The 24,549-nt window shown below is 71.2% G+C and carries 23 protein-coding genes; 15 read left to right on the top strand and 8 right to left on the bottom strand.

Going from position 1 to position 24,549, the window contains the following annotated elements:
* Positions 1 to 11 precede the first annotated feature (11 nt).
* The 12 genes from ACIRQ9_RS38265 (at position 12) to ACIRQ9_RS38210 (ending at position 10,110) form a co-directional block, all read left to right on the top strand.
* A complete protein-coding gene (locus ACIRQ9_RS38265; protein WP_404184751.1) occupies positions 12 to 602 on the top strand; it encodes a GNAT family N-acetyltransferase in 591 nt (196 codons plus the stop codon).
* 92 nt (positions 603 to 694) lie between these two features.
* On the top strand, positions 695 to 778 hold the full coding sequence (locus ACIRQ9_RS38260; protein WP_309500612.1) for a putative leader peptide: 84 nt from the start codon (positions 695 to 697) through the stop codon (positions 776 to 778).
* Between the two features lie 127 nt (positions 779 to 905).
* Positions 906 to 2,600, top strand: a complete 1,695-nt coding sequence (locus ACIRQ9_RS38255; RefSeq protein ID WP_404184748.1) for a nitrite/sulfite reductase — start codon at positions 906 to 908, stop codon at positions 2,598 to 2,600.
* A complete protein-coding gene (locus ACIRQ9_RS38250; protein WP_362181175.1) occupies positions 2,597 to 2,776 on the top strand; it encodes a hypothetical protein in 180 nt (59 codons plus the stop codon). Before ACIRQ9_RS38255 ends, ACIRQ9_RS38250 begins: the two co-directional genes overlap by 4 nt.
* The gene (locus tag ACIRQ9_RS38245) at positions 2,773 to 3,483 is read left to right on the top strand and encodes a phosphoadenylyl-sulfate reductase (RefSeq protein WP_404184745.1); all 711 of its coding nucleotides are present in this window, start codon (positions 2,773 to 2,775) and stop codon (positions 3,481 to 3,483) included. Before ACIRQ9_RS38250 ends, ACIRQ9_RS38245 begins: the two co-directional genes overlap by 4 nt.
* A gap of 59 nt (positions 3,484 to 3,542) precedes the next feature.
* Entirely contained in the window at positions 3,543 to 4,079 is a 537-nt protein-coding gene (gene cysC / locus ACIRQ9_RS38240) for an adenylyl-sulfate kinase (RefSeq protein ID WP_404184742.1), read from the top strand.
* Positions 4,076 to 5,011: a sulfate adenylyltransferase subunit CysD gene (gene cysD / locus ACIRQ9_RS38235; RefSeq protein WP_404184739.1), complete on the top strand. Its 936-nt coding sequence runs from the start codon at positions 4,076 to 4,078 to the stop codon at positions 5,009 to 5,011. The genes cysC and cysD overlap by 4 nt, the downstream gene beginning before the upstream one ends.
* A gap of 2 nt (positions 5,012 to 5,013) precedes the next feature.
* Positions 5,014 to 6,351: a sulfate adenylyltransferase subunit 1 gene (locus ACIRQ9_RS38230; protein ID WP_404184736.1), complete on the top strand. Its 1,338-nt coding sequence runs from the start codon at positions 5,014 to 5,016 to the stop codon at positions 6,349 to 6,351.
* A 222-nt stretch (positions 6,352 to 6,573) separates the two neighbouring features.
* Positions 6,574 to 7,680 (top strand): aliphatic sulfonate ABC transporter substrate-binding protein, encoded by a 1,107-nt coding sequence (locus ACIRQ9_RS38225; RefSeq protein WP_404184733.1) that lies wholly within the window; start codon positions 6,574 to 6,576, stop codon positions 7,678 to 7,680.
* Positions 7,681 to 7,713: 33 nt separating this feature from the next.
* On the top strand, positions 7,714 to 8,499 hold the full coding sequence (locus ACIRQ9_RS38220) for an ABC transporter ATP-binding protein (RefSeq protein ID WP_404184730.1): 786 nt from the start codon (positions 7,714 to 7,716) through the stop codon (positions 8,497 to 8,499).
* Positions 8,486 to 9,364 carry an ABC transporter permease gene (locus ACIRQ9_RS38215; protein WP_404184727.1) on the top strand — a complete coding sequence of 293 codons (879 nt, stop codon included), beginning with the start codon at positions 8,486 to 8,488 and terminating at the stop codon, positions 9,362 to 9,364. The genes ACIRQ9_RS38220 and ACIRQ9_RS38215 overlap by 14 nt, the downstream gene beginning before the upstream one ends.
* A 5-nt stretch (positions 9,365 to 9,369) precedes the next feature.
* Positions 9,370 to 10,110: a sirohydrochlorin chelatase gene (locus ACIRQ9_RS38210; RefSeq protein ID WP_404184724.1), complete on the top strand. Its 741-nt coding sequence runs from the start codon at positions 9,370 to 9,372 to the stop codon at positions 10,108 to 10,110.
* A 245-nt stretch (positions 10,111 to 10,355) separates the two neighbouring features.
* Here the strand turns inward: ACIRQ9_RS38210 and ACIRQ9_RS38205 are convergent, their stop codons facing one another.
* Positions 10,356 to 10,907 (bottom strand): DUF1697 domain-containing protein, encoded by a 552-nt coding sequence (locus tag ACIRQ9_RS38205; protein ID WP_404184721.1) that lies wholly within the window; start codon positions 10,905 to 10,907, stop codon positions 10,356 to 10,358.
* 383 nt (positions 10,908 to 11,290) lie between these two features.
* On the opposite strand from ACIRQ9_RS38205, the gene ACIRQ9_RS38200 reads away from it, so the two are divergent.
* A complete protein-coding gene (locus ACIRQ9_RS38200) occupies positions 11,291 to 13,552 on the top strand; it encodes an MMPL family transporter (RefSeq protein ID WP_404184718.1) in 2,262 nt (753 codons plus the stop codon).
* A gap of 76 nt (positions 13,553 to 13,628) precedes the next feature.
* Here the strand turns inward: ACIRQ9_RS38200 and ACIRQ9_RS38195 are convergent, their stop codons facing one another.
* The 3 genes from ACIRQ9_RS38195 to ACIRQ9_RS38185 are packed head-to-tail and all read right to left on the bottom strand — an operon-like array spanning position 13,629 to position 16,650.
* A complete protein-coding gene (locus tag ACIRQ9_RS38195) occupies positions 13,629 to 14,906 on the bottom strand; it encodes an ABC transporter substrate-binding protein (protein WP_404184715.1) in 1,278 nt (425 codons plus the stop codon).
* Positions 14,906 to 15,739, bottom strand: a complete 834-nt coding sequence (locus tag ACIRQ9_RS38190) for a carbohydrate ABC transporter permease (protein ID WP_404184712.1) — start codon at positions 15,737 to 15,739, stop codon at positions 14,906 to 14,908. Before ACIRQ9_RS38190 ends, ACIRQ9_RS38195 begins: the two co-directional genes overlap by 1 nt.
* Positions 15,736 to 16,650 carry a carbohydrate ABC transporter permease gene (locus tag ACIRQ9_RS38185; RefSeq protein WP_404184814.1) on the bottom strand — a complete coding sequence of 305 codons (915 nt, stop codon included), beginning with the start codon at positions 16,648 to 16,650 and terminating at the stop codon, positions 15,736 to 15,738. Before ACIRQ9_RS38185 ends, ACIRQ9_RS38190 begins: the two co-directional genes overlap by 4 nt.
* 197 nt (positions 16,651 to 16,847) lie before the next feature.
* On the opposite strand from ACIRQ9_RS38185, the gene ACIRQ9_RS38180 reads away from it, so the two are divergent.
* The gene (locus ACIRQ9_RS38180) at positions 16,848 to 17,711 is read left to right on the top strand and encodes a phosphotransferase enzyme family protein (protein WP_404184709.1); all 864 of its coding nucleotides are present in this window, start codon (positions 16,848 to 16,850) and stop codon (positions 17,709 to 17,711) included.
* Positions 17,712 to 17,732: 21 nt separating this feature from the next.
* On the opposite strand, the gene ACIRQ9_RS38175 is transcribed toward ACIRQ9_RS38180, so the two are convergent.
* From ACIRQ9_RS38175 to ACIRQ9_RS38160, 4 genes are all read right to left on the bottom strand, one after another.
* Positions 17,733 to 18,452, bottom strand: coding sequence for a 3'-5' exonuclease (locus tag ACIRQ9_RS38175; protein WP_404184706.1), 720 nt, complete (start codon positions 18,450 to 18,452; stop codon positions 17,733 to 17,735).
* A 102-nt stretch (positions 18,453 to 18,554) separates the two neighbouring features.
* Complete coding sequence (locus tag ACIRQ9_RS38170; protein WP_404184703.1) at positions 18,555 to 19,796, bottom strand: SAV2148 family HEPN domain-containing protein; 1,242 nt, start codon at positions 19,794 to 19,796, stop codon at positions 18,555 to 18,557.
* Between the two features lie 102 nt (positions 19,797 to 19,898).
* The gene (locus ACIRQ9_RS38165) at positions 19,899 to 21,215 is read right to left on the bottom strand and encodes a copper amine oxidase (RefSeq protein WP_404184700.1); all 1,317 of its coding nucleotides are present in this window, start codon (positions 21,213 to 21,215) and stop codon (positions 19,899 to 19,901) included.
* A gap of 64 nt (positions 21,216 to 21,279) precedes the next feature.
* Entirely contained in the window at positions 21,280 to 22,104 is an 825-nt protein-coding gene (locus ACIRQ9_RS38160; protein ID WP_404184697.1) for a Tat pathway signal sequence domain protein, read from the bottom strand.
* A gap of 196 nt (positions 22,105 to 22,300) precedes the next feature.
* On the opposite strand from ACIRQ9_RS38160, the gene glgX reads away from it, so the two are divergent.
* Positions 22,301 to 24,409, top strand: a complete 2,109-nt coding sequence (gene glgX / locus ACIRQ9_RS38155) for a glycogen debranching protein GlgX (protein WP_404184694.1) — start codon at positions 22,301 to 22,303, stop codon at positions 24,407 to 24,409.
* Positions 24,410 to 24,549: the final 140 nt, after the last annotated feature.

Genomic DNA, 24,549 nt, shown 5'->3' with positions numbered 1-24,549 from the left:
GCCTGGTCCTCATGAGCAGCGTCGTCGTGACCACCTGGTCCCTTGAGCAGACCTCCCCGGCCGACCTCCTCCCGGCCGCCGCGCCGGAAGGCGGCGGCATCGAGGTCGTCCGCTCGCAGGTCCCCTCCCCCGAGTTCAGCCGGTTCCTGTACGCGTCCGTCGGCGGCGACATCCGCTGGACCGACCGGCTGGGCTGGACGTACGACCGGTGGCGGGAGCACCTGGAGCGGCCCGGTGTGGAGACCTGGGTCGGCTACGACAGAGGCACCCCGGCGGGCTACGTCGAGCTGGCGCCGCAGGACGACGGGGTCGTGGAGATCGTCTACTTCGGCCTGCTCCCGGCCTTCCGGGGCCGCCGGATCGGCGGTCACCTGCTGTCGTACGGCGCGGCGCGCGCCTGGGACCTGGCGGAGCGCTGGCCGGACCTGCCGCCGACGAAGCGGGTGTGGCTGCACACCTGCAGCCTGGACGGCGAGCACGCGATGGCCAACTACCAGCGGCGCGGTTTCCGGCTCTTCGACACCAAGGTCGAGGAGGAACCGGACGTCGCGAACCCGGGGCCCTGGCCGGGCGCCCGCACTCCGGCGCACCCCGGAGCCTGACCCTCCGCATCGCGTCTCACCATTCAGAATAGATCCGTCCGAATCGCGGACGATGGTGGACTGGCCCGAGATCCGCGTGACACGCTTCCGTCATGTCTGGAACTGGAATCGCCTTGGTGAGTCGGCGGCACGTCGACCTCGGCCGCATGTCCAGCGCCATCTGTCCGGCGGGCTGAGAGCACAGCACCACCGCCGTCTCCTGTCCAGACCTTCCCTCGCGCAGTGTCGCGCAGACACGCCCGCGTGCGCCCGTACGCGCAGGTAAGAGCCGCTTCCCCGCCTGTCCCGAAGGACGTATTCGCCATGGCCGCCACTCCGCAGAACCCTGCCTCCGCGCCCCGCCGCAAGGTGAGCCGTCACCGTGGTGAGGGTCAGTGGGCCATGGGGCACTTCACCCCGCTCAACGGCAACGAACAGTTCAAGAAGGACGACGACGGTCTCAATGTGCGGACACGCATTGAGACGATCTACTCCAAGCGCGGCTTCGACTCGATCGACCCCAACGACCTGCGCGGACGGATGCGCTGGTGGGGCCTGTACACGCAGCGCAAGCCGGGCATCGACGGCGGCAAGACGGCCATCCTCGAACCCGAGGAGCTGGACGACAAGTACTTCATGCTGCGGGTGCGGATCGACGGCGGCCGCCTCACCACCGCGCAGCTGCGGGTGATCGGCGAGATCTCGCAGGAGTTCGCGCGCGGCAGCGCGGACATCACCGACCGGCAGAACATCCAGCTGCACTGGATCCGCATCGAGGACGTGCCCGAGATCTGGAACCGGCTGGAGGCCGTCGGGCTGTCCACCACCGAGGCGTGCGGCGACACCCCGCGCGTGGTCATCGGCTCGCCGGTGGCCGGCATCGCCGAGGACGAGATCATCGACGGCAGCTGGGCGATCGACGAGATCAACAAGCGGTACATCGGCAGCAAGGAGTTCTCCAACCTGCCCCGCAAGTTCAAGTCCGCGATCTCCGGTTCGCCGCTGCTCGACGTGGTCCACGAGATCAACGACATCGCCTTCGTGGGTGTCGACCACCCCGAGCACGGCCCCGGCTTCGACCTGTGGGTGGGCGGTGGCCTGTCCACCAACCCGAAGATCGGCGTCCGGCTCGGCGCCTGGGTGCCGCTGGCGGAGGTCCCGGACGTGTGGGCCGGCGTCATCGGCATCTTCCGTGACTACGGCTACCGGCGGCTGCGCACCCGCGCCCGCCTGAAGTTCCTGGTCGCCGACTGGGGCGCCGAGAAGTTCCGGCGGATCCTGGAGGACGAGTACCTCGGGCGCGCGCTCGTCGACGGGCCGGCGCCCGCCGAGCCCGTCTCCCGCTGGCGCGACCACGTCGGCGTGCACCGGCAGCGGGACGGCAACTTCTACGTCGGGTTCGCCCCGCGCGTCGGACGCGTCGACGGCGCGACCCTGGCGAAGGTCGCCGACCTCGCGGAGGCGCACGGCTCGGGCCGGGTGCGGACCACCGTCGAGCAGAAGATGATCGTCCTGGACGTCACCGAGGACCAGGTCGACTCGCTGGTGGCCGCCCTCGAAGCGCTCGACCTGACCGCCCGGCCGTCCTCGTTCCGGCGCGGCACGATGGCCTGCACCGGCATCGAGTACTGCAAGCTCGCCATCGTCGAGACCAAGCAGCGCGGCTCCTCCCTGATCGACGAGCTGGAGCGGCGGCTGCCCGAGTTCGACGAGCCGATCACCATCAACCTCAACGGCTGCCCGAACGCCTGCGCCCGTATCCAGGTGGCGGACATCGGTCTCAAGGGCCAGCTGGTCCTGAACGACGCGGGCGAGCAGGTCGAGGGATTCCAGGTGCACCTGGGCGGCGCGCTCGGCCTGGAGGCCGGGTTCGGCCGCAAGGTCCGCGGGCTCAAGGTGACCTCCGAGGAACTGCCGGACTACGTCGAGCGGGTGCTCAGGCGGTTCCAGGCGGAGCGCGAGGACGGCGAGCGGTTCGCCACCTGGGCCTCCCGCGCCGGCGAGGAGGCGCTCTCATGAGCGAGCGGGCCGCGCCCTTCTACTGCCCCTACTGCGGTGACGAGGACCTGCGTCCCAGCGAGCAGGGCCACGGCGCCTGGGAATGCGCGTCCTGCAACCGCGCATTCCAGCTGAAGTTCCTCGGGCTGCTCGCCCGCGGACTGAAGCACTCCGAAGCCGGAGGGGAACAGATATGACCACAGCTCAGGAAGACCGCGGCACCGACGAGTTGAAGGACCTGGCCGAACGGGCCGGCCGCGACCTGGAGGACGCCACCGCCCTGGAGATCCTCCAGTGGGCGGTGGACACCTTCGGCAGGGGCTTCTGCGTGACCTCCTCCATGGAGGACGCGGTGGTGGCCCACCTCGCGTCCCGTGCCCAGAAGGGCGTGGACGTCGTCTTCCTCGACACCGGCTACCACTTCCCGGAGACCATCGGCACCCGGGACGCCGTCGAGGCCGTCATGGACGTCAACGTCATCACCCTCACCCCGCGCCGGACGGTGGCCGAGCAGGACGCGGAGCACGGGCCCCGGCTGCACGACCGCGACCCCGACCTGTGCTGCCGGCTCCGCAAGGTCGAGCCGCTGGAGCGGGGCCTCGCGAACTACACGGCCTGGGCGACCGGGCTGCGTCGCGACGAGTCCCCGACCCGGGCGAACACCCCGGTCGTCGGCTGGGACAAGAAGCGCCGGAAGGTCAAGATCTCCCCGATCGCCCGGTGGACCCAGGACGACGTGGACGCCTACGTCGCCGAACACGGCGTACTGACCAACCCGCTGCTGATGGACGGCTACGCCTCCGTCGGCTGCGCGCCCTGCACCCGGCGGGTGCTGGAGGGCGAGGACGCGCGGGCCGGCCGCTGGGCGGGACGCGCCAAGACCGAGTGCGGTCTGCACGGATGACGGCCACCACGCCTTCGACGAAGACGGCTTTCCCGCTTCCGACGAACCAGGAGAACAACGTGACGACCGGAGCCACCGTCTGGCTCACGGGTCTGCCGAGCGCCGGCAAGACCACTATCGCGTACGAGTTGGCGGAGCGGCTGCGCGACGAGGGCCACCGCGTCGAGGTGCTCGACGGGGACGAGATCCGCGAGTTCATCTCGGCGGGCCTCGGCTTCAGCCGCGAGGACCGGCACACCAACGTGCAGCGCATCGGCTTCGTCGCCGAACTGCTGGCCCGCAACGGCGTCACGGCGCTGGTCCCGGTGATCGCCCCGTACGCGGACAGCCGGGACGCGGTGCGCAAGCGCCACGAGGAGAACGGCACCGCCTACGTCGAGGTGCACGTGGCGACCCCGGTCGAGGTGTGTTCCGTACGCGACGTGAAGGGGCTGTACGCCAAGCAGGCCGCGGGCGAACTGTCCGGGCTGACCGGCGTCGACGACCCGTACGAGGAGCCCGAGGCGCCCGATCTGCGGATCGAGTCGCAGCACCAGACCGTGCAGGAGTCCGCGGCGTCCGTGTACGCCGTGCTCGCCGAGAGGGGACTGGCATGACGACCGTGGCGACCCACGGAGAGGGCACCGGCACGCCGTACGCCCTGTCGCATCTGGACGCGCTGGAGTCCGAGGCGGTGCACATCTTCCGCGAGGTGGCGGGCGAGTTCGAACGACCGGTGATCCTCTTCTCCGGCGGCAAGGACTCCATCGTCATGCTCCACCTCGCCCTCAAGGCCTTCGCCCCCGCGGCGATCCCCTTCTCCCTCCTCCACGTCGACACCGGCCACAACTTCCCCGAAGTCCTCGCCTACCGCGACCGCGTCGTCACCGCACACGGACTGCGCCTGCACGTCGCCTCCGTCCAGGACTACATCGACCGCGGAGTACTGCGCGAACGCCCCGACGGCACCCGCAACCCTCTCCAGACCCTCCCCCTCACCGAAAAGATCCAGCAGGAGAAGTTCGACGCCGTCTTCGGCGGCGGCCGCCGCGACGAGGAAAAGGCCCGCGCCAAAGAACGCGTCTTCTCCCTGCGCGACGAATTCTCCCAGTGGGACCCCCGCCGCCAGCGCCCCGAACTGTGGAACCTCTACAACGGACGCCACGCCCCCGGCGAACACGTCCGCGTCTTCCCCCTCTCCAACTGGACCGAACTCGACGTCTGGCAGTACATCGCCCGCGAAGCCATCGACCTCCCCCAGATCTACTTCGCCCACGAACGCGAAGTGTTCCGCCGCGGCGGCATGTGGCTGACCGCCGGCGACTGGGGCGGCCCCACGGACGACGAGACGGTGGAGAAGCGGCAGGTGCGCTACCGCACCGTCGGAGACATGTCCTGCACCGGCGCCGTCGACTCCGACGCCGGCACGCTGGACGCCGTCATCGCCGAGATCGCCGCGTCCCGGCTCACCGAGCGCGGCGCCACCCGCGCCGACGACAAGCTCTCCGAGGCCGCGATGGAAGACCGCAAGCGCGAGGGGTACTTCTAGAGATGAGCACCACCACCACGGAACTCGGCCTGACCGAGACCACCCTGCTGCGGTTCGCGACCGCCGGATCCGTCGACGACGGCAAGTCCACCCTCGTCGGACGCCTGCTCCACGACTCCAAATCCGTCCTCACCGACCAGCTCGAAGCCGTCGCACGCGCCTCCGCCTCCCGCGGACAGGACACCCCCGACCTCGCCCTCCTCACCGACGGACTCCGCGCCGAACGCGAACAGGGCATCACCATCGACGTCGCCTACCGCTACTTCGCCACCCCCAGACGCCGCTTCATCCTGGCCGACACACCCGGCCACGTGCAGTACACCCGCAACATGGTCACCGGCGCCTCCACCGCCGAGCTCACCGTCGTCCTCGTCGACGCCCGCAACGGCGTCGTCGAGCAGACCCGCCGCCACGCCGCCATCGCCGCCCTCCTCCGCGTCCCCCACGTCGTCCTCGCCGTCAACAAAATGGACCTGGTCGGATACGAGGAGCGGGTCTTCGCCGCGATCGCCGAGGAGTTCACGGCGTACGCGACCGAGCTGGGTGTCCCCGAGGTCACCGCGATCCCGATCTCCGCGCTGGTCGGCGACAACGTCGTGGAGCCGTCCGCCACGATGGACTGGTACGGCGGCCCGACCGTCCTGGAGCACCTGGAGACCGTCCCGGTCAGCCACGACCTGGCGCACTGCCACGCCCGGCTGCCCGTGCAGTACGTGATCCGCCCGCAGACCGCCGAGCACCCCGACTACCGCGGCTACGCCGGTCAGATCGCCGCCGGCACCTTCCACGTCGGCGAGCAGGTCACGGTCCTGCCGTCCGGCCGTACGACGACGATCTCGGGCATCGACCTGCTGGGCAGGCCGGTCGGATCGGCGTGGACCACCCAGTCGGTGACCCTGCTGCTCGCCGACGACATCGACGTCTCGCGCGGCGACCTGATCGTGCCGACCCAGGACGCGCCGGAGACCACCCAGGAGGTCGAGGCGACCGTCTGCCACGTCGCGGACCAGGCGCTGACCGTCGGGCACCGGGTGCTGCTCAAGCACGGCACCCGCACGGTCAAGGCGATCGTCAAGGACATCCCGTCCCGGCTCACCCTCGACGACCTGTCCCTGCACCCGCACCCCGGCCAGCTCGTCGCCAACGACATCGGCCGGGTGAAGATCCGTACCGCCGAGCCGCTGCCGGTCGACTCCTACGCCGACTCGCGCCGCACCGGCTCCTTCATCCTGATCGACCCCGCCGACGGCACCACGCTCACCGCCGGCATGGTCGGCGAGTCGTTCGCCTCCCCCGAGCCCGTCAACGACGAGGCCGAGGACGACGGGTGGGACTTCTGACGTGACCTCCACCGACATCTACTCCACGTTCGCCAAGGAGGGCGGCCGCGTCGGCAGCGGCACTCTCGGCAGCGGACAGGGCGGAGTGGCGCGATGTGTGCGTTGACGTACGCGCACTGCTCGCGCGCCCTCACCCCCCACCGCCGTGAACGAAGACCTGCCGACCTCCCGGCCACGACCTGAGAGACCGTGACCGCCGGGCCTCCGAGAGGAACACCTCCCGTGCCTGCTACAAATGCCTTCCGCCGCCGCAGTCTCGCGGTGATAGCCGCGCTTCCCCTGCTCGCCCTCGCCGCCTGCGGTTACGGGTCGGACTCCGACAAGACCGACACGGCCAAGGTCGCCGCCGGGGCCAAGAAGATCGACGGCCTCGACACCGTCAAGATCGGCTACTTCGGCAACCTGACCCACGCGACGGCGCTGGTGGGCAACCAGAAGGGCTTCTTCCAGAAGGAGCTCGGCGCCACCCAGGCCAAGTACGCGATCTTCAACGCGGGTCCCTCGGAGATCGAGGCGCTCAACTCCGGCTCCATCGACATCGGCTGGATCGGCCCCTCGCCGGCCATCAACGGCTACACCAAGTCCGGCGGCACCGACCTGAAGATCATCGGCGGTTCCGCGTCGGGCGGCGTCAAGCTGGTCGTGAACCCGAAGAAGATCACGTCCCTGAAGGACGTCAAGGGCAAGAAGATCGCGACGCCGCAGCTCGGCAACACGCAGGACGTGGCGTTCCTCAACTGGGCCGCCGACCAGGGCTGGAAGGTCGACGCGCAGAGCGGCAAGGGCGACGTCACGGTCGTCCGCACGGACAACAAGATCACCCCGGACGCCTTCAAGGCCGGTTCCATCGACGGCGCCTGGGTGCCGGAGCCGACCGCGTCCAAGCTGGTCGCCGAAGGCGGCAAGGTGCTCCTCGACGAGTCCACGCTGTGGCCCGACAAGAAGTTCGTGATCACGAACATCATCGTGTCGCAGAAGTTCCTCAAGGCGCACCCGAAGGTCGTCGAGGCCGTGCTGAAGGGCTCGGTCGCCACCAACAAGTGGATCAACGCCAACCCGGACCAGGCGAAGGCCGCCGCGAACAAGCAGCTGGAGGTCGACTCCGGCAAGGCGCTGCCCGACGGCGTCCTGGACCCGGCCTGGAAGTCGATCCAGTTCACCGACGACCCGCTGGCCTCCACCCTCAACACCGAGGCCGAGCACGCCGTCAAGGCCGGTCTGCTCTCCGACCCGCTCCTGAAGAACATCTACGACCTGTCGATCCTCAACAAGGTCCTCAAGGCCGAGGGCGCGAGCACGGTCGACGCCGCCGGTCTCGGCAGCAGCTGACCGGTCCCGACGCGTTCCCAGGAGGTGACGACCATGGCCACGACCACGACACTCGCCAAGGCCGGCGAGTCGGTGGAGCACGCGGCACGCCTTGAGCACGTCTCGAAGTCCTTCGCGACTCCCGGCGGACAGCAGCTCGTCCTGGACGACATCACGCTCGATGTCGCGCCGGGCGAGTTCGTCACCCTCCTGGGCGCGTCGGGGTGCGGCAAGTCCACGCTGCTGAACCTGGTGGCGGGCCTGGACCGGCCCACCGCGGGCTCCATCGCGACGGACGGGCGGCCCGCCCTGATGTTCCAGGAGCACGCCCTGTTCCCGTGGCTGACCGCGGGCAAGAACATCGAACTCGCCCTGAAGCTCGGCGGGGTCCCGAAGAACGACCGCCGCGACCGCGCCGAGCGGCTGCTCGAACTGGTCCGGCTGAAGGGCGCGTACGGCAAGCGCGTCCACGAGCTGTCGGGCGGCATGCGCCAGCGTGCGGCGCTGGCCCGCGCGCTCGCCCAGGAGAGCAACCTGCTGCTGATGGACGAGCCGTTCTCGGCCCTGGACGCCATCACCCGGGACGTCCTGCACGACGAGCTGACCCGGATCTGGGAGGAGACCGGCGTCTCCGTCCTGTTCGTCACGCACAACGTGCGCGAGGCGGTGCGGCTCGCCCAGCGGGTGGTCCTGCTGTCCTCGCGGCCGGGCCGGATAGCGCGCGAGTGGACGGTCGGCATCCCGCAGCCGCGCCGGATCGAGGACGCGCCGGTGGCCGAACTGTCCCTAGAGATCACCGATGTACTGCGTGGGGAGATCCGCCGTCATGGCCAGCACTGAGACGACCGCGGCCAAGGACGCCGGAAGCGTCGAGGCGGGCCTCGACGCGCTGGAGACGTCGACGGCCGGCCGCCCGACCTTCCGGCAGGTCTTCACCGCCAAGATCCTGCCGCCGGTCATCGCGCTCGCCGTGGTCCTGGTGGCCTGGACGCTCCTCGTCCCGGTCGTCGACGACCCGTCCAAGCTGCCCTCGCCGTCGGCGGTGGGCTCCGCGTTCAAGGACGCCTGGATCAAGGGCGACCTGCTCGGGTACATCTGGACCAGTGTCAGCCGCGGCCTGCTCGGGTTCCTCTTCGCCCTGGTGCTCGGGACCCCGCTGGGGCTCCTGGTGGCCCGGGTGAAATTCGTGCGCGCCGCCATCGGCCCGATCCTGTCCGGCCTCCAGTCCCTGCCGTCGGTGGCGTGGGTGCCGCCGGCCGTGATCTGGCTGGGCCTGAACAACTCGATGATGTACGCGGTGATCCTGCTCGGCGCGGTCCCGTCCATCGCCAACGGGCTGGTCTCCGGCGTCGACCAGGTGCCGCCGCTGTTCCTGCGCGCCGGACGGACCATGGGCGCGACGGGTGTGAGGGGCATCTGGCACGTGGTGCTCCCGGCGGCGCTGCCCGGCTACGTGGCGGGCCTGAAGCAGGGCTGGGCGTTCTCCTGGCGGTCGCTGATGGCCGCCGAGATCATCGCGAGCTTCCCGGACCTCGGCGTGGGCCTGGGCCAGCTGCTGGAGAACGCGCGCACCGCGAGCGACATGGCCATGGTGTTCGAGGCCATCATCCTGATCCTGTTCGTCGGCATCGCGATCGACCTGCTGATCTTCAGTCCGCTGGAGCGGTGGGTGCTGCGCAGCCGAGGTCTGCTGGTGAAGAGCTGAGGTCCATGCGTACGAAGCCCGTTCTCCTCGTCATCGCCCACGGCAGCCGTGATGCGCGGCACGCGGCGACCGTGCACGCCCTGGTGCGGCGGGTACGGTCGCTGCGGCCCGGGCTGCGCGTGGAGACCGGCTTCCTCGACTTCAACGTCCCCTCGGCACACGGGGTGCTGGAGTCCCTGGCGGCGGAGGGCGTCCGTGACGTCGTGGCCCTGCCGCTGCTGCTGACCCGCGCCTTCCACGCGAAGGCGGACATCCCCGCCGTCCTGCGGGACGCGCCCGCCCGGCTGCGGATCCGGCAGGCGGAGGTGCTCGGACCGTCCCCGCTGCTCCTGGCGGCCCTGGAACGGCGGCTGCACGAGGCGGGGCTCACCCCCGCCGACAAGCCCTCGACCGGGGTCGTCCTGGCCTCGGCGGGGTCCAGCGACCCGGAGGCGATCGCGGTGATCGCGGACATCGCGCGGAAGTGGCGGAGCACCGGCTGGTGCGCCGTGCGGCCCGCGTTCGCCTCCGCTTCGCTCCCGCGCACCGAGGACGCGGTGCGGGAGCTGCGCGAACTGGGCTGCGCCCGGGTGGCGGTGGCCCCCTACGTCCTCGCACCCGGCTTCCTGCCCGACCGGATCGCGCGGGGCGCGGCCCAGGCGGACGTGCTGGCCGACGTCCTCGGTCCGGCGCCGGAGGTGGCCCGGGTCCTGCTGGAGCGGTACGACGCGGCCCGCACCCCGGCCCTGACGGCCCTGGGGGCCTGAGCCGGGCGGCCCTGGCCGTGGGCGCCCGGCGGCGGCGCTTTCGGGGTTCGCGGTCCGGCGCTCCCCTGTGACGTCGGACCGCGAACGGCCGGCCGGCGTGCGCTCCTGCGAGCGGCGGCGCCGGGCCGGCTCTTACTTCTGCGCCGTGACGCGCGAACGTGTCACACCTGCGCCTTTACCGTTCAGCCGTCAACCACTTGTCCGCGCGGGGCAGTTGGCCGGCCGGTCCCGGCGGCCGCGGGTCCTCAGGGCGCCGGGGCGGTGAGCTGGACCAGTTTGACGACCGTGTTCCAGTTGCGGGTGGTGGCGATCAGCCCCTTGTTGGTGCGCGGCCGGGACAGCGCCTCCGCCAGTTTGGAGCGGCCGAGGCCGTCCGGCGCGTACAGGTACAGCGCGCGGTCGCCCAGGCGGAACTCCTCGGGGAGGTGGGCGGCGGCGTCCAGGTCCGCGAACCGCTCGGGCGCGACCGGCGCGGAGAAGTAGGTGACGTGCAGCTGCCTGGCCTCCAGCTCGGCGGCCGGGAACGGGCAGGCCTCGGCGATCGCCCTGAGATAGGCGTGGTCGCGGACGAGCACGTCGACCGGGAATCCGAACCGCTCCTGGATCGCGGCGGACAGCTCCGCGGCCAGCGACCCGCCGTCCCCGTGGTCGGTGGCGAAGACGGCCTGCCCGCTCTGCAGGTAGGTCTGCACGGATCCGTACCCGAGGCCGGTCATGAGCGTCCGCAGCTCGGCCATCGGGAGCTTCTTCCTGCCGCCCACGTTGATCCCGCGCAGCAGTGCCGCATACATCGTCATTCGAACACCTTAGAACGGCCGTCGTGCCCCGTGGGGGTGGGCACGACGGCCGTGCCGGGCATGCCGGGCTGCCCGAAACTCTGGCCGATCGGACCGCTCCGGATCAACTCCTACACGCACCTGTGACTTGTTCAACAAGGTTTTGTCATCACACAGCGGATCCCCGTCGCCGGAACGGACAGCCCTGATCATCACCCCCGAGACGGGTCGATAGATGTAAGGGCCCGACATACTCCCAGGCGACGAGAGCCGTCCGCCCCACTTCACCAGAGAGCACGAGGAGTCGGTCTTGTCCGGCCCCTAGCTTCGAATGGAACGCAGGAAGTCGTGAAGAGACCGTGGCGGCCGAGGCCGTCACCGCACACGAGGGGGGCGATCCCGTCATGGATCCCGTCAGAGGAAGCGGAGAGACGCGGGTGCGGGGCCTGGCCGCCCGGGCCGGCGGCTGGAGCGCCCGGCACCGCTGGGCCGCCGTCGGCATATGGGTGCTGTTCGTCGTCCTGGCCATGGGGCTCGGCTCGGCGGCCGGCCGGGTCGACGTCGACGAGAGCGACCAGCTCAAGGGCGAGACCCACACCGCGGCGCGGATCATCGACGACGCGGGCATCAAGGAACCGGCGAGCGAGACGGTGCTGATCCAGTCCGACGACCCGTCGGTCAGGGCCACGGACGCCGGGTTCAGGTCCGCCGTCCAGGACGTCGTCAAGGCGGTCCGCGGCACCGGCGAGGCCACCGGCATCACCTCGCCGTACACCTCCGGAACCGTCTCGAAGGACGGCCGCAGCGCCCTGGTCCGGTTCGACATGCGGGGCGACGCGGAGACCGCCGCCGACCGGGTCGGGCCGGTGCTGGACGCGGTGGCGGGGGTGCAGAAGGCGCACGGCTCGCTGCGGATCGCGGAGATCGGCGGCGCCAGCATGAACAAGCAGTACGACGACGCCTTCGGCAAGGACTTCCAGCGGGCCGAGTACTCCGCCGTGCCGGTGGCCTTCGGTATCCTGCTGATCGCCTTCGGCGCCCTGGTGGCCGCGCTGCTGCCGGTGGGCCTGGCGGTCACCGCGATCATGGCGACCATGGGCCTGATGGGCCTGGTGAGCCATCTGCAGCCGATGAGCGACACCGCCAACTCCGTGATGCTGCTGGTCGGCATGGCCGTCGGCGTCGACTACTGCCTGTTCTACCTGCGCCGGGAGCGCGAGGAGCGGCAGGCGGGCCGGGACGCGGGCGCGGCACTGCGGATCGCCGCCGCCACCAGCGGCCGGGCGATCATCGTCTCCGGGGTCACGGTCTGCGTGGCGATGGCGGGCATGCTGTTCACCGGGCTCGCCGAGTTCGAGGCGATGGGCCTGGCGTCCCTGATGGTCGTGGCGGTCGCCATGGTCGGTTCGGTGACCGTCCTGCCCGCGCTGCTGTCGCTGCTGGGCGAACGGGTGGAGAAGGGCCGGATCCCGTTCCTGCGCCGCCGGACGCGGACGGGCGGGCCGTCCGAGAGCCGCTTCTGGACGGCCGTGCTGCGCGGCGTGCTGGCCAGGCCGCTGGTCTCCGCGCTCGTCGCGGCCGGGGCCCTGCTAGCGGTCGCCGCGCCCGCCCTCGGCATGAAGACCTCCCAGCTCACCCTGGACCAGGAGTTCGGCGGCTCGCTGCCGATCGTGCAGACCTACGACCGCGTCAACCAGGCCTTCCCCGGCGGCTCGGAGCCCGCCGAGGTGGTCGTCGGGGCGAAGGACATCAACGCCCCCGAGGTCCGCCGGGCGCTCACCGACTTCCGCGAGCGTGCGATCAGTTCGGGTGCCTCGCGCGGACCGGTCGACATCAGGGTGCACGACGCCCAGAACGTCGCCCTGATCTCCGTCCCGCTGGTCGGCGGCTCGGACATGGACAAGGCCGGACAGAGCCTGGAGAAGCTGCGCGACGAGGTACGCCCCGCCACCCTCGGCAAGGTCGCCGGAGTGCGGGCGCCGGTGACCGGGAACGTCGCCGGCAACGAGGACTTCAACGACCAGCTGATGGGTTCGGTCGTCCCGGTCTTCGCCTTCGTGGTCGTCTTCGCCTTCCTCCTCATGCTGCTGTCGTTCCGCTCGCTGACGGTGGCGATCACCTCGATCCTGCTCAACCTGCTCTCGGTCGGCGCCGCCTACGGCATCCTCGTCGCCGTCTTCCAGCACGGCTGGGGTGCCTCGCTGGTGGGCGCTCAGGGCGTCGGGGCGATCGTCAGCTGGCTGCCGCTGTTCCTCTTCGTGATCCTGTTCGGCCTGTCGATGGACTACCACGTGTTCGTGGTCTCCCGGATCCGCGAGGCGCGGCTGCGCGGCCGGTCCACCAGGGACGCGATCCGGCACGGCGTGGTCACCACGGCCGGGGTCGTCACCAGCGCGGCCGTGATCATGGTGGCGGTGTTCGCGATCTTCGGCACGCTGTCCATGCAGTCCATGAAGCAGATGGGTGTCGGCCTGGCGGCCGCGGTCCTCATCGACGCGACGGTCATCCGGGGCGTGCTGCTCCCGGCGGTGATGGCGCTGCTCGGCGAGCGCAACTGGTACCTGCCCCGCTGGCTGCACCGGCTGCCCGACCTGACCCACGACGAGTCCCCGCAGCCGCCGGGCCGCCCGGTGACCCGGGACGAGCCGGACCGGCTGCCGGTCTGACCCGGGGGCACGCGCCGCGGCACGGGGCCAGCCGCTCTCCGCGGGGAGCCGGCGGGCCCCGTGCCGCGGTGCGTGCTCAGCGCTGATAGCGGGCCAGGACCAGGTTGCCGTCCCGCTCAAGGCGACGGCGCAGCTCCCCGAGGCCGATGGCGCCGCTGTAGTACGACTGGAGGGCGGGGGTGGCCACCTTGTCCTTCCACTCCGGGTAGCCGCGCACCGTCTGGGCGGGGGCCGGGTTGAGCCCGGCGGCCAGGGCGGTGCCGGTGGCCCAGCCGTACCGGGCGGTGTGCAGGGCCGGGTCCTTCAGGGCCTGGGTGCCGGTGGGCAGCATCCAGTCGCCGAGGGCGAGGCGGACCATGTTCTTCGGCCGCAGCAGGAAGTCGATGAACGCGGCCGCCTCCTTCTTGTGGTGGCTGTCCTCGGCGACGGAGAGCGTCTGCGGGCTGACGCCCTGGGCCGTTCCGTCGGCGCCGGCCGGGGCCGGCAGCACCTCCCAGTCGAAGCCCTTCGGCGCCTGCTGGACGATCTGCTGGCGGTAGGAGAAGCCGAGCGGGACCATCGCGTACCTGCCGCCGAAGAAGCCCGGCAGGGTGTCCGAGCCACCGCTGCCCAGGGTGGAGCCGGGTGCGCTGTGGTCGACGACGACCTGGTCGTGGACGGTGCGCGGCACGACCTGGTCGGCGGCGTCGAAGCGCACCGTCACCCTGCCGTCCGCGCCCCGGTGGAAGAGCTGCCCGCCCGTCGACAGCGAGAGGTTGAGGGTGGCGGAGACGGGCTCCTTGAGCGGCCAGGCGACGCCGTACCTGCCCTCGCCGCTCAGCTCCTTGGTGACCGTCCTGAACTCCGCCCAGCTCCACGGGTGTCCGGGGGTCGGGCGGCGCACGCCCGCCGTCGCGAGCCAGGCGGTGTTGGCGATCAGCACCCGCGGTTCCTGGAGGAAGGGCACCCCGTAGACGCCGTCGCCGAAGGCCGCCGTCCGCCAGCTCCTCGGGGGTATGTCGCGTGTGAGCCGGTCGGACAGCAGCCCGGTCAGGTCGGCGAGGTAGCCGCCGTAGGCGAAGTCGGCGAGGTCGTCGGAGGCGTCGTGGATGATGTCCGGCGCCTCACCGCCCTCGAAGGAGGTGAGCAGCTGGTCGTGGACGCTGTCCCAGCTGCCCTGCACGTACTCGACCTTGACGTCCGGATGGGTGGCGTTCCACTCCTTCACCAGTTCCCTGTTGGCGGCGACCGAGTCCTCCTGCCAGGCCAGGGACTGGAAGCGGAGGGTGACCTGACCGTCCTTCCGGGCGGCTGACCCGCATCCCGCGAGCAGCAGGAACGCGGCGACGACCGCCGTGCCGGCTCTGGTCCGCATCAGCTCTTCACCGCCCCGGTGAGCATTCCGCCGGTGATCCGGCGCTGGACGAGTGCGAAGACCACCAGCGAGGGCAGGGTGGCCAGGAAGGCGGCCGCGGCGAGCGGACCCAGGTCGGCCACGCCCTCCGCGCCGATGAAGTGGGTGAGGACGACCGGCAGGGTCTGCTTCTGCGGGGTCTTCAGCAGCACCAGCGCGAAGAAGAACTCGTTCCACGCGGTGACGAAGGCGAACAGCCCGGTCGCCACGATCCCCGGTGCCAGCAGCGGTGCCGTCACCGACACCAGCGTCCGCAGCCGCCCGGCCCCGTCCACGGCCGCGGCCTCCTCCAACTCGACCGGAACCGCACGGACATGGCCGACCAGCATCCACAGCGCGAACGGCAGCGCCCACACCACGTACACCAGCACCAGCCCGGACAGGGAGTCGATGAGCCGCAGGTGTTTCAGGACCAGGAACAGCGGGATGATCACCAGCACGAACGGGAAGGCCTGGCTGACCACCACCCAGCCGCTGACCGCCCGGGACAGCGCGCCGCGCCGCCGGGCCATGACGTAGGCCATCGGGGTCGCGAGGAGGACGGCGACCAGGGCGGCGCCGAGCGCGGCGACCAGCGAGTTGAGGCCCGCGCGCAGCAGCGGCTGTTCGTCGAAGGCCTGCCGGAAGTTGGCCGGTGTCGGGTGCCGGGGGATCCAGGTCGGATGCGGACTGCCCAGCTCGGCCGGTGACTTGAAGGCCGTGGAGAGCAGCCACAGCAACGGGAAGGCCAGGAAGACCAGGTAGCACAGGAGGGCCGCGTACTGGGCGGCGCGGGCGCCGGGTCGGGTCCTCACGCGTCCTCGCCTCCCCGCAGCCGGCCGGCCAGGAAGACGGCCAGCAGGACGGCGATCACCGCGACCATCACGCAGCCCATCGCCGCCGCGTAGCCGAACTGGCCGTAGCGGAAGGCCTCCTCGTAGGCGAACAGCATCGGCAGCCGGGTCTTGCCGCCGGGTCCCCCGCTGGTCAGGACGTAGACCAGGGCGAAGGAATTGAAGTTCCAGACGAGGTTGAGCGCGGTGACGGCCAGCGCGACGGGTCTGAGGGCCGGCCAGGTGACCGTGCGGAAGCGGCGCCAGGCGCCCGCGCCGTCCACGGCCGCCGCCTCGTGCAGCTCGCGCGGGGTGTTCTGCATCCCGGCGAGCAGGGCGACCGTGGTCTGCGGCAGGCCGGCCCAGACGCCGACGACGACCACGGCGGGCAGGGCGGTGCCGAGGCCGCTGAGCCAGTCCCGGCCGTCGCCGAGGCCGAGGCCGCGCAGGGTCTCGTTGAGGATCCCCGCGTCCGGGTTGTAGACCAGCCGCCACATGATGCCGACGACGACCTCGGGCATCGCCCAGGGCACGATGGCCAGGGCACGGGCGAACCGGCGCAGCCGCAACTCCTGGTTGAGGAGGAGCGCGAGGCCGAGGGCGAGCAGGAACTGCGGCACGGTCACCCCGGCGGCCCACACCAGCCCGATCCGGAACGACTCCCAGAAGAGCGTGTCGTGCAGGAGGTCCTGGAAGTTGAGGCCGCCGGTCCACCGGGTGGCCGCCGTGCGGCCGGACTGGGCGTCGGTGAAGGCCAGCAGGATCCCGTAGAGCAGCGGGCCGACGCTCAGGACCAGGATCGGAACGAGCGCGGGCAGCACCAGGAACCAGGCGCCGTGCCCGGTCAGGCGTGCGGCGGCCGGCCGCCGCACGGTGGCCGTGTTCGTCGCCAGTGCCACGTCGTCCCCCTTCGCGCGGCCCGCTCGGGCCCCGTCATGGTCGTGAAGGCAGCGTGTCCCGTCAAGGCACCGCGTACCCGCCACGACCTTCACGGATGCGAGACTGGCCGGCGGACGGCCGGCGGACCGTGCCGTGTGCATCCGCACAGCGGCGGGTGCGAGGGCCACGGGAACGGACACGGAGGCGGACGATGGACGAGGCAAGGGCGCGGGACGTACTGGCCGCGGCGGGTGTGCTGCCCGGTGCGGCGGCGGACGCCTCGCTCCTGGCCCTCGGCGAGAACGCGGTGTTCGCCGCCGGGGACCTGGTGGTGAAGGTCGGCCGCGACGCCGAACTCCTCGGCCGGGCCCGGCGTGAGCTGGAGATCGCGGGATGGCTCGCCGAGGCGGGCGTCCCGGCCGTGCGGGCCGCCGAGCCGGAGGCGCGGCTCGTGGAGGGCCATCCGGTGACCGTGTGGCACCGGCTGGCGGAGCCGGTGCGGCCGGCCGGGCCGCGCGATCTGGCGGCACTCCTGCGGATCGTGCACGCGCTGCCCTCTCCTGCCGTCGCGCTGCCGCCCCGCGAGCTGCTCGGCGGTGTGGAGCGCTGGCTGCGGCTCGCCGGGGAGGCGATCGACCCGGCGGACGCGGCCTATCTGCGGGAGCGCCGGGACGGCTTCGCCGCGGCCGCCGCCGCGCTGACGCCACGGCTGGCTCCGGGACCGATCCACGGCGACGCGCTGCCCCGCAACGTGCACGTCGGCCCGGACGGCCCGGTCCTGGTCGACCTGGAGACCTTCTCGTCCGACCTGCGCGAGCACGACCTGGTGGTCATGGCGCTGTCCCGGGACCGGTACGGCCTGCCGGCCGAGGCCTACGACGCGTTCGTCGAGGCCTACGGGTGGGACGTGCGGGAGTGGGAGGGGTGCTCGGTGCTCCGGGGCGCGCGGGAGACGGCGAGTTGCGCGTGGGTGGCGCAGCACGCGCCGAGCAGTCCGAAGGCGCTGGCGGAGTTCGGCCGGCGGGTGGCGTCGCTCCGGGACGGCGACGAGTCGGTGCGCTGGTACCCCTTCTGAACCTGTGCCGCCGGCGTGGTGTCAGACGGCTTCGGCGAGCTCCCGCAGCGGCCACGTGCCGTCCACCACGGCGTCGGCCTCTCCCTTGCGCCGCAGGAACTCCTGGAAGTCCGCGGCCCATTCCGCGTACCACTCCACCTGGCACCGGTGGAGTTCGGCCGGGCCCAGCGCGGCGATCTTCGGGTGGCGGCCGGCTATGGCCCCGGCCAGCCGGGCCGCGGCCAGGGCGTCCGCCGACGCGTTGTGGGCGGCGGTGAGGGTGATGCCGTACTCGGCGCAGACCGCTTCGAGGTTGCGTTTGCCGCGGCGGTAGCGGTCGACCCGGCGGTCGATGGTGTACGGGTCGATGACCGGCGCGGGTTCGAGGCCGCCGAGGCGGTCGGCGAGGGACGGCAGGCCGTGCCGGCGCAGCTCCGCGGAGAGCAGGGTGAGGTCGAACGCCGCGTTGTAGGCGACGACCGGGACGCCCGTCTTCCAGTACCCGGTGAGGACGTCCGCGAGGGCGTCGGCGACCTGGTCGGCGGGGCGGCCCTCGGCCGCCGCCCGCTCGCTGCTGATGCCGTGCACGGCGACGGCGTCGGCCGGGATCTCCACGCCCGGGTCCGCCAGCCACTCGCGGCGGCCCAGCTCCTGCCCGGCCCTGACCTCGATCACGGCGCCCGTGACGATCCGCGCCTCGCGCGGATCCGTACCCGTAGTCTCCAGATCGAAGCCGATCAGGAGTTCCTGGTGCCAGCCCATGGCCGGTCCCCCTTCTTGGTGGTGCTTTCCCCCAGTGGTCTCCACCCTCGCATGCGCCACTGACAATCGGGGGACCGCGTTCCGCTTGCCGTCACGCCCGTCTCAGGACACAGGGCGCGAATCCACCCAAGCCGTTTCGAACTCCTCACGGTAGGTCGGGAAGAGCCCCGACTCCATGACGTCGTCGGACTTGACCACCTTGTCGCCGTTGCGCAGGACCAGCACCGGCGACTCCATGCCCCGCGCCCCGCGCAGGTAGGACTGGACGATCGCGACACCGTCGGCGCCGTCGCCGTCCACCAGGTAGGCGGAGAAGCGCGGGGTGTCGTCGTACACCTGGATCTCGAAGGCACCCGGGTCGCGCAGCCGGGAGCGGACCCGGCGCATGTGCAGGATGTTCATCTCGACCGAGCGGGAGAGTTCGCCGCGCTTCATCCCCAGCTCGCGCTCGCGGCGCTTGATCGCGCTGGAGGCGGGGTTGAGGAAGAGCAGCCGGATCCGGCAGCCGGTCTCGGCGAGCCGGACCAGGCGGCGGCCGGAGAAGTTCTGCACGAGCAGGTTCAGCCCGATGCCGATGGCGTCCAGCCGGCGGGCGCCGCCGAAGAGGTCCTCGGCCGGGAACTGGCGCATGAGCCGCACCCGGTCGGGATGGACCGCGACGACGTCCGCGTAGCGGTCGCCCACCAGATCCTCCACCGCGTCCACCGGCAGCCGGCGCGCGGAGGGCACGTCACCGCCCGCGCCGAGCATCTCGAGGAGCCGGGCCGAGGCCCGTTCGGCCTGGCCGAGGACGGCTTCGGAGAGCGCCCGGTTGCGGGAGACGACGTTGCGGGTCACCTCCAGCTCGTCGAGGGCGAGTTCGACGTCCCGGCGTTCGTCGAAGTACGGCTCGAAGCACGGCCAGTGCTGCACCATCAGCTCACGCAGCTGCGGCAGCGTCAGGAAGCTGATCACGTTGTCGTCGGCCGGATCCAGCAGGTAGCCCTTGCGGCGGCTGACCTCGCGGACCGCGACCGCGCGCTGCACCCACTCCTGGCCGGCCGGTCCGGCCGCGGCCACCACCCACTCGTCGCCGTGGACGGGTTCGTAGATGGGCCTCAGCACGGCGGCCACGACGGTCCGCAGCCGCTGCTCGACCAGGTTCAGCCAGATGTAGGCGCGGCCCGCCCGCTGGGCGCGCGTACGCACCTCCAGCCAGGCGTCGGCGTCCCAGTCCAGCTCCGGACCGATGGAGCCCGAGGCATCCATCGGCCGGGCCAGGGACACCGCGCCGGGCGGGACGTCTGTGGAGTTCCCCTCGTGACCCTCGTCACCAGGGGGCAGCTCCAGGCCTCCCGAGCCCACCCGTGCACCGCCTTCCGCTCCCCCGCACCTTCCCCGTGCCAACGATCAAGGAAGGGTACTCCGGGAGCGGTCGGCGGTGCAGCAGGATGGACAGGTCGTTTCTCAACTACCGTTTCCGGGCTGACCGTTCTGATCGGCGAGAGCGGCCGGAGTGAGCGGATTCATAGCGGTGACATCGCGCGGCGCGATGGAGAAGCCCTGCCAGTGGACCGGCATCGGCTGCTGGTCCTCGTCGCGCGCGATGTGGTGGAAACCGACGTTCACCCAGACCACGGGGTTGGTGAGGGTCTGGCCGTTCACCCACTGGTCGACCGACTTCGGATGGCCGTTCGCACAGCCCGGGTTGTGGCTGGCGAACAGCTCGCACTTGTCGTACTGGGTGAAGTAGACGTCGTGCTTGGTGAAACCGTGACCCAGGTACTTGTTGCTGGCGCCCGGCACGATCTCGTACGAACGGGCGTGCCCGTCCTTGTTCTTGCCGGCCGTGCTGACCACCCGCCACCACCGCATGTTCTGGTAGTCACCGGCGAGTTCCTTGGTGACGTTGGTGCGGGTGGTCTTGTTGCTGGGTGCCTCCTGGCCGTGCGCGGGCGCGCTGACCTTCGAGTCGTACTGCTCGATGCGGCTCTTGGAGGAGCCGTCGAGGTCGAAGTCCAGCTTCCAGAAGACGTTGTGGCTGTGGCTGGTGGCGTACGCGTGGGCACCCTTGCCGATGGGCCAGCCGCGGCCGTCCCCGGCGTCGTAGTCGCCCGGCGAAAGACTGCCGGTGGCACCGATGTTCATGTTGACCGTGCCGTCGTCCTGGAACCGCCACTCGGTCATGTACTCGTACCAGCCGACCTTGTTGACGGTGTAGACGAGCAGATCCTTGCCCTGCGCCTGGTACACCCTGTTGCCGGTGTCGGCCTGCATGCGGTACGCGTGTCCGCGCGAACGGGTCGTGGTGCACAGGCCGTTGACGTTCGGGTGCGCCGGGTCCCAGGCGTCGGGGACCTTGACGGTCTTGATGGTGCCGCCGGGGCACTCGGCCGAGGCGAGCGGCACCAGGCCCTGGGCGAAGCCGAAGCCGGTGAGGTCGTCGTACTCCACGCTGCCGTCGTCGTAGGGGACGTCGATCTGGCCGAGGCGGGCGCTGGAGAGGACCTTGATCGGGGCCGCCTCGCCCTTGGGCTGGTAGGAGATGTGCTCCAGGACCAGCCCGGCCTTGCTGTCGTAGCGCCAGCACATCCGCCAGGTGGTACCGGTGGAGAGCTTCTGCTCGATCCGGTAGGCGGCGGAGCAGTCGGCGGCGGGCGCGGCGGCCTGCCTGGGCTGTGCGGCGGCGGGTCCGGCCGCGGTGGTGGCACCGGCGGCCAGCGCCGCCACGGACAGGCCCACGGCGGCCGTCCGGCGGGCGCGGCGGATTCTGTTCGGATGCATGACGAAGTGACTCCTCGTACGGGAGATGCTCGGAAGGGAGCTGGGAGGTGCGGACGGGACCGGCTCAGCGGCCGAGCTTCACGACCTTGCGCGCGCTGAGGTCGACGATCAGCGAACGGGCGTCGATCCAGGGCCCGTTCTTGACCTTCGGGAAGAGCCGCACGCAGCGGTGTTCGCCGCACTTGTCGAGCGCGGACGGCTGGGCGCCCGGCGTCGCGCGGTAGACCGCGCTGTTGAGCAGCAGCTGCTGCTCCGGGGAGGTGAGGTCCTCGCCGGTGGCGTCCTTGAAGTCCGCCTTCAGGCCCGCGCCGAGCGGGTCGGCGACGAGCAGCCGGAGCGCCTCGACGTTCTCGTCGTGGCTGAGCGGCGGTTGGACGCCCTGCCGGGTGGTGGTCTGCTCGACCTTGCCGGTGTCGAGGTTGACGGTCCGGGTGACGAGGCTGTCGTCCCGGTAGTCGTAGAACGTCACGTCCGCGCGCCGCGGCGCGTTCGTGGCGTCCAGCTCGTCCGCGTTCGGTTCGGCCAGGTCGACGCTGATCCGCTGCGGGCCGCGCCGCCCCTCGACGTTCTCCCCGGCGCTGAACATCTGCTTGGTCAGAGCGAGTTGTTCGACGCGCTTGGTCTCGTCGTCGGTCAGCGGGTCGCTGCCCTTGCCCTTCTTCCCCTCGGCCGGCGCCTGTTCCACCACGCCCGGCCGGACGGTGCCGGAGTCCTGCCCCGCCTGCCCCGCCTGCTGCGCGGCGACTGCGCCGGTCGCGTCACCGCCTCCCGAGTCGTCCGCCCCCGCCGTACCCGGCAGGGTGATCCCGACCATCACGGCGGTTCCCGCCACCGCCAGGCCCGCACCGGCCACCACTTTGCCCAGATGGCGGTGCACTATCCTGCGCACATCTTCCCCCTACTCCCCCTTGGTCACAGGGAGTACGTGTCTGCCCCACTGGTTCGGCACACGGCGCCACTTGAGGCGCTGTGTGCACTGGTCGCCGGGTAAGAGGGGCGTAAGTCAGATGGGGTTCCATTACTTTCGGGCAGACTCATGACCAAGGCGCCTCCGCGCGCGATGCACACCTGGAAGAGTCGACTTCATGCAGGTCTGGCCTGGAGAGGCATATCCGCTCGGCGCCACGTACGACGGCGCCGGGACCAACTTCGCGGTGTTCACGGAAACCGCGGACCGAGTCGAGCTGTGTCTGCTGCACGACGACGGCTCCGAGACGGCGGTGGAACTGCGCGAGAGCGATGCTTTCGTGCGGCACGCGTACCTGCCGGGGGTGATGCCCGGACAGCGCTACGGCTTCCGTGTGCACGGCCCCTACGACCCCGGACGCGGGCTGCGCTGCAACTCGGCGAAGCTGCTGCTCGACCCCTACGCGAAGGCCGTCAGCGGGTCGGTGCGCTGGGGCGAGGAGGTGTACGGCTACCACTTCGGCGATCCCGACAAGCGCAACGACCTCGACTCCGCCCCGCACACCATGACATCGGTGGTGGTCAACCCCTACTTCGACTGGGGCGACGACCGGCGGCCGCGCACCGAGTACCACCACACGGTGATCTACGAGGCCCACGTCAAGGGCATGACCATGCGCCATCCGGGCCTGCCCGACGAACTGCGCGGCACCTACGCGGGCCTGGCGCACCCGGCCGTCATCGAGCACCTGACGGAGCTGGGCGTCACGGCGCTGGAGCTGATGCCGGTCCACCAGTTCGTCAACGACCACCGCCTGGTCGACATGGGCCTGAACAACTACTGGGGCTACAACACGATCGGCTTCTTCGCCCCGCACAACGCGTACGCCTCCTGGGGCGACCGCGGGCAGCAGGTCCTGGAGTTCAAGTCGGCGGTCCGGGCGCTGCACGAGGCCGGGATCGAGGTGATCCTCGACGTGGTCTACAACCACACCGCCGAGGGCAACCACCTGGGCCCGACGCTGTCCTTCCGGGGCCTGGACAACCCGTCGTACTACCGGCTGACCGACGATCCCCGCTACTACATGGACACGACCGGCACCGGGAACTCGCTGCTGATGCGGTCCCCGCACGTCCTCCAGATGATCATGGACTCGCTGCGGTACTGGGTCACCGAGATGCATGTCGACGGCTTCCGCTTCGACCTCGCGGCGACCCTGGCCCGGCAGTTCCACGAGGTGGACCGGCTGTCGTCGTTCTTCGACCTGGTGCAGCAGGACCCGGTGGTCTCCCAGGTGAAGCTGATCGCCGAGCCGTGGGACGTGGGCGAGGGCGGCTACCAGGTGGGCAACTTCCCCCCGCTGTGGACCGAGTGGAACGGCAAGTACCGGGACACCGTGCGCGACCTGTGGCGCGGCGAGCCGCGCGCGCTCGCGGAGTTCGCCTCCCGGCTGACCGGCTCCTCCGACCTGTACCAGGACGACGGCCGCCGCCCGCTCGCCTCCATCAACTTCGTGACCTGCCACGACGGTTTCACGCTGCACGACCTCGTCGCGTACAACGACAAGCACAACGACGCCAACGGCGAGGACAACCGGGACGGCGAGAGCCACAACCGGTCGTGGAACTGCGGGGTCGAGGGACACACCGACGACCCGGCGGTCCTCGAACTGCGCGAGCGGCAGATGCGCAACTTCGTCGCCACCCTGATGCTGTCCCAGGGCGTGCCGATGATCGGCCACGGCGACGAGTTCGCGCGCACCCAGCAGGGCAACAACAACGCCTACTGCCAGGACAACGAGCTCTCCTGGGTGGAGTGGCCGGACACCGAGGAGGACAGCGGCCTGCTGGCCTTCACGCGGGCCATGGCACGGCTGCGCAAGGAGCACCCGGTGTTCCGGCGCCGGCGCTTCTTCCACGGCCGGCCGGTGGAGGGCACCCACGACGAGCTGTCCGACATCGCCTGGTTCACCCCGGAGGGCCACGAGATGGCCCCGCAGGACTGGGGGTCGGCGCAGGCCTCGGCGCTGACGGTGTTCCTCAACGGCAACGCGATCTCGGAACCGGGCACCCGCGGGGAGCGGATCGCCGACGACTCCTTCCTGCTGATGTTCAACGCGTCACCGGAGCCGCTGGAGTTCCTGGTGCCGGTCAACCACGGCCGGCAGTGGGAGGTGGTGGTGGACACGGCACGGGCCGACGGGGTGTCGCCGGGGCCGAAGGTGGACGGCGGGTCGCGCCTGACCCTGGTCGGCCGGAGCATGACGGTCCTGAAGCGGCCGGCTTAGGGCGGGCGCGCCCGGACGGACCGCCGTACGGGCGCGCCCGCCGGGGTGGCCGCGGCGGGGGGGGGGGGGCCCCCCCGCCCCCCCCCCCCCCCCCCCCCCCCGGCCCCCCACGGGACACAATAAACCCCCCGGGCGGGTAC

This window comes from Streptomyces sp. NPDC101237, from assembly GCF_044767465.1.
GTDB lineage: Bacteria > Actinomycetota > Actinomycetes > Streptomycetales > Streptomycetaceae > Streptomyces > Streptomyces gramineus.
Note: the sequence above shows the minus strand (reverse complement) of the source record. Positions and strands in the feature narration are given on the sequence as shown.

Bases quoted from the DNA above. Each gene is read 5' to 3' on its own strand.
- ACIRQ9_RS38265 (WP_404184751.1), top strand. From the start codon at position 12: ATGAGCAGCGTCGTCGTGACCACCTGGTCCCTTGAGCAGACCTCCCCG.
- ACIRQ9_RS38260 (WP_309500612.1), top strand. From the start codon at position 695: ATGTCTGGAACTGGAATCGCCTTGGTGAGTCGGCGGCACGTCGACCTC.
- ACIRQ9_RS38255 (WP_404184748.1), top strand. From the start codon at position 906: ATGGCCGCCACTCCGCAGAACCCTGCCTCCGCGCCCCGCCGCAAGGTG.
- ACIRQ9_RS38250 (WP_362181175.1), top strand. From the start codon at position 2,597: ATGAGCGAGCGGGCCGCGCCCTTCTACTGCCCCTACTGCGGTGACGAG.
- ACIRQ9_RS38245 (WP_404184745.1), top strand. From the start codon at position 2,773: ATGACCACAGCTCAGGAAGACCGCGGCACCGACGAGTTGAAGGACCTG.
- cysD (WP_404184739.1), top strand. From the start codon at position 4,076: ATGACGACCGTGGCGACCCACGGAGAGGGCACCGGCACGCCGTACGCC.
- ACIRQ9_RS38230 (WP_404184736.1), top strand. From the start codon at position 5,014: ATGAGCACCACCACCACGGAACTCGGCCTGACCGAGACCACCCTGCTG.
- ACIRQ9_RS38220 (WP_404184730.1), top strand. From the start codon at position 7,714: ATGGCCACGACCACGACACTCGCCAAGGCCGGCGAGTCGGTGGAGCAC.
- ACIRQ9_RS38215 (WP_404184727.1), top strand. From the start codon at position 8,486: ATGGCCAGCACTGAGACGACCGCGGCCAAGGACGCCGGAAGCGTCGAG.
- ACIRQ9_RS38210 (WP_404184724.1), top strand. From the start codon at position 9,370: ATGCGTACGAAGCCCGTTCTCCTCGTCATCGCCCACGGCAGCCGTGAT.
- ACIRQ9_RS38205 (WP_404184721.1), bottom strand. From the start codon at position 10,907: ATGACGATGTATGCGGCACTGCTGCGCGGGATCAACGTGGGCGGCAGG.
- ACIRQ9_RS38200 (WP_404184718.1), top strand. From the start codon at position 11,291: ATGGATCCCGTCAGAGGAAGCGGAGAGACGCGGGTGCGGGGCCTGGCC.
- ACIRQ9_RS38195 (WP_404184715.1), bottom strand. From the start codon at position 14,906: ATGCGGACCAGAGCCGGCACGGCGGTCGTCGCCGCGTTCCTGCTGCTC.
- ACIRQ9_RS38180 (WP_404184709.1), top strand. From the start codon at position 16,848: ATGGACGAGGCAAGGGCGCGGGACGTACTGGCCGCGGCGGGTGTGCTG.
- ACIRQ9_RS38175 (WP_404184706.1), bottom strand. From the start codon at position 18,452: ATGGGCTGGCACCAGGAACTCCTGATCGGCTTCGATCTGGAGACTACG.
- ACIRQ9_RS38165 (WP_404184700.1), bottom strand. From the start codon at position 21,215: ATGCATCCGAACAGAATCCGCCGCGCCCGCCGGACGGCCGCCGTGGGC.
- glgX (WP_404184694.1), top strand. From the start codon at position 22,301: ATGCAGGTCTGGCCTGGAGAGGCATATCCGCTCGGCGCCACGTACGAC.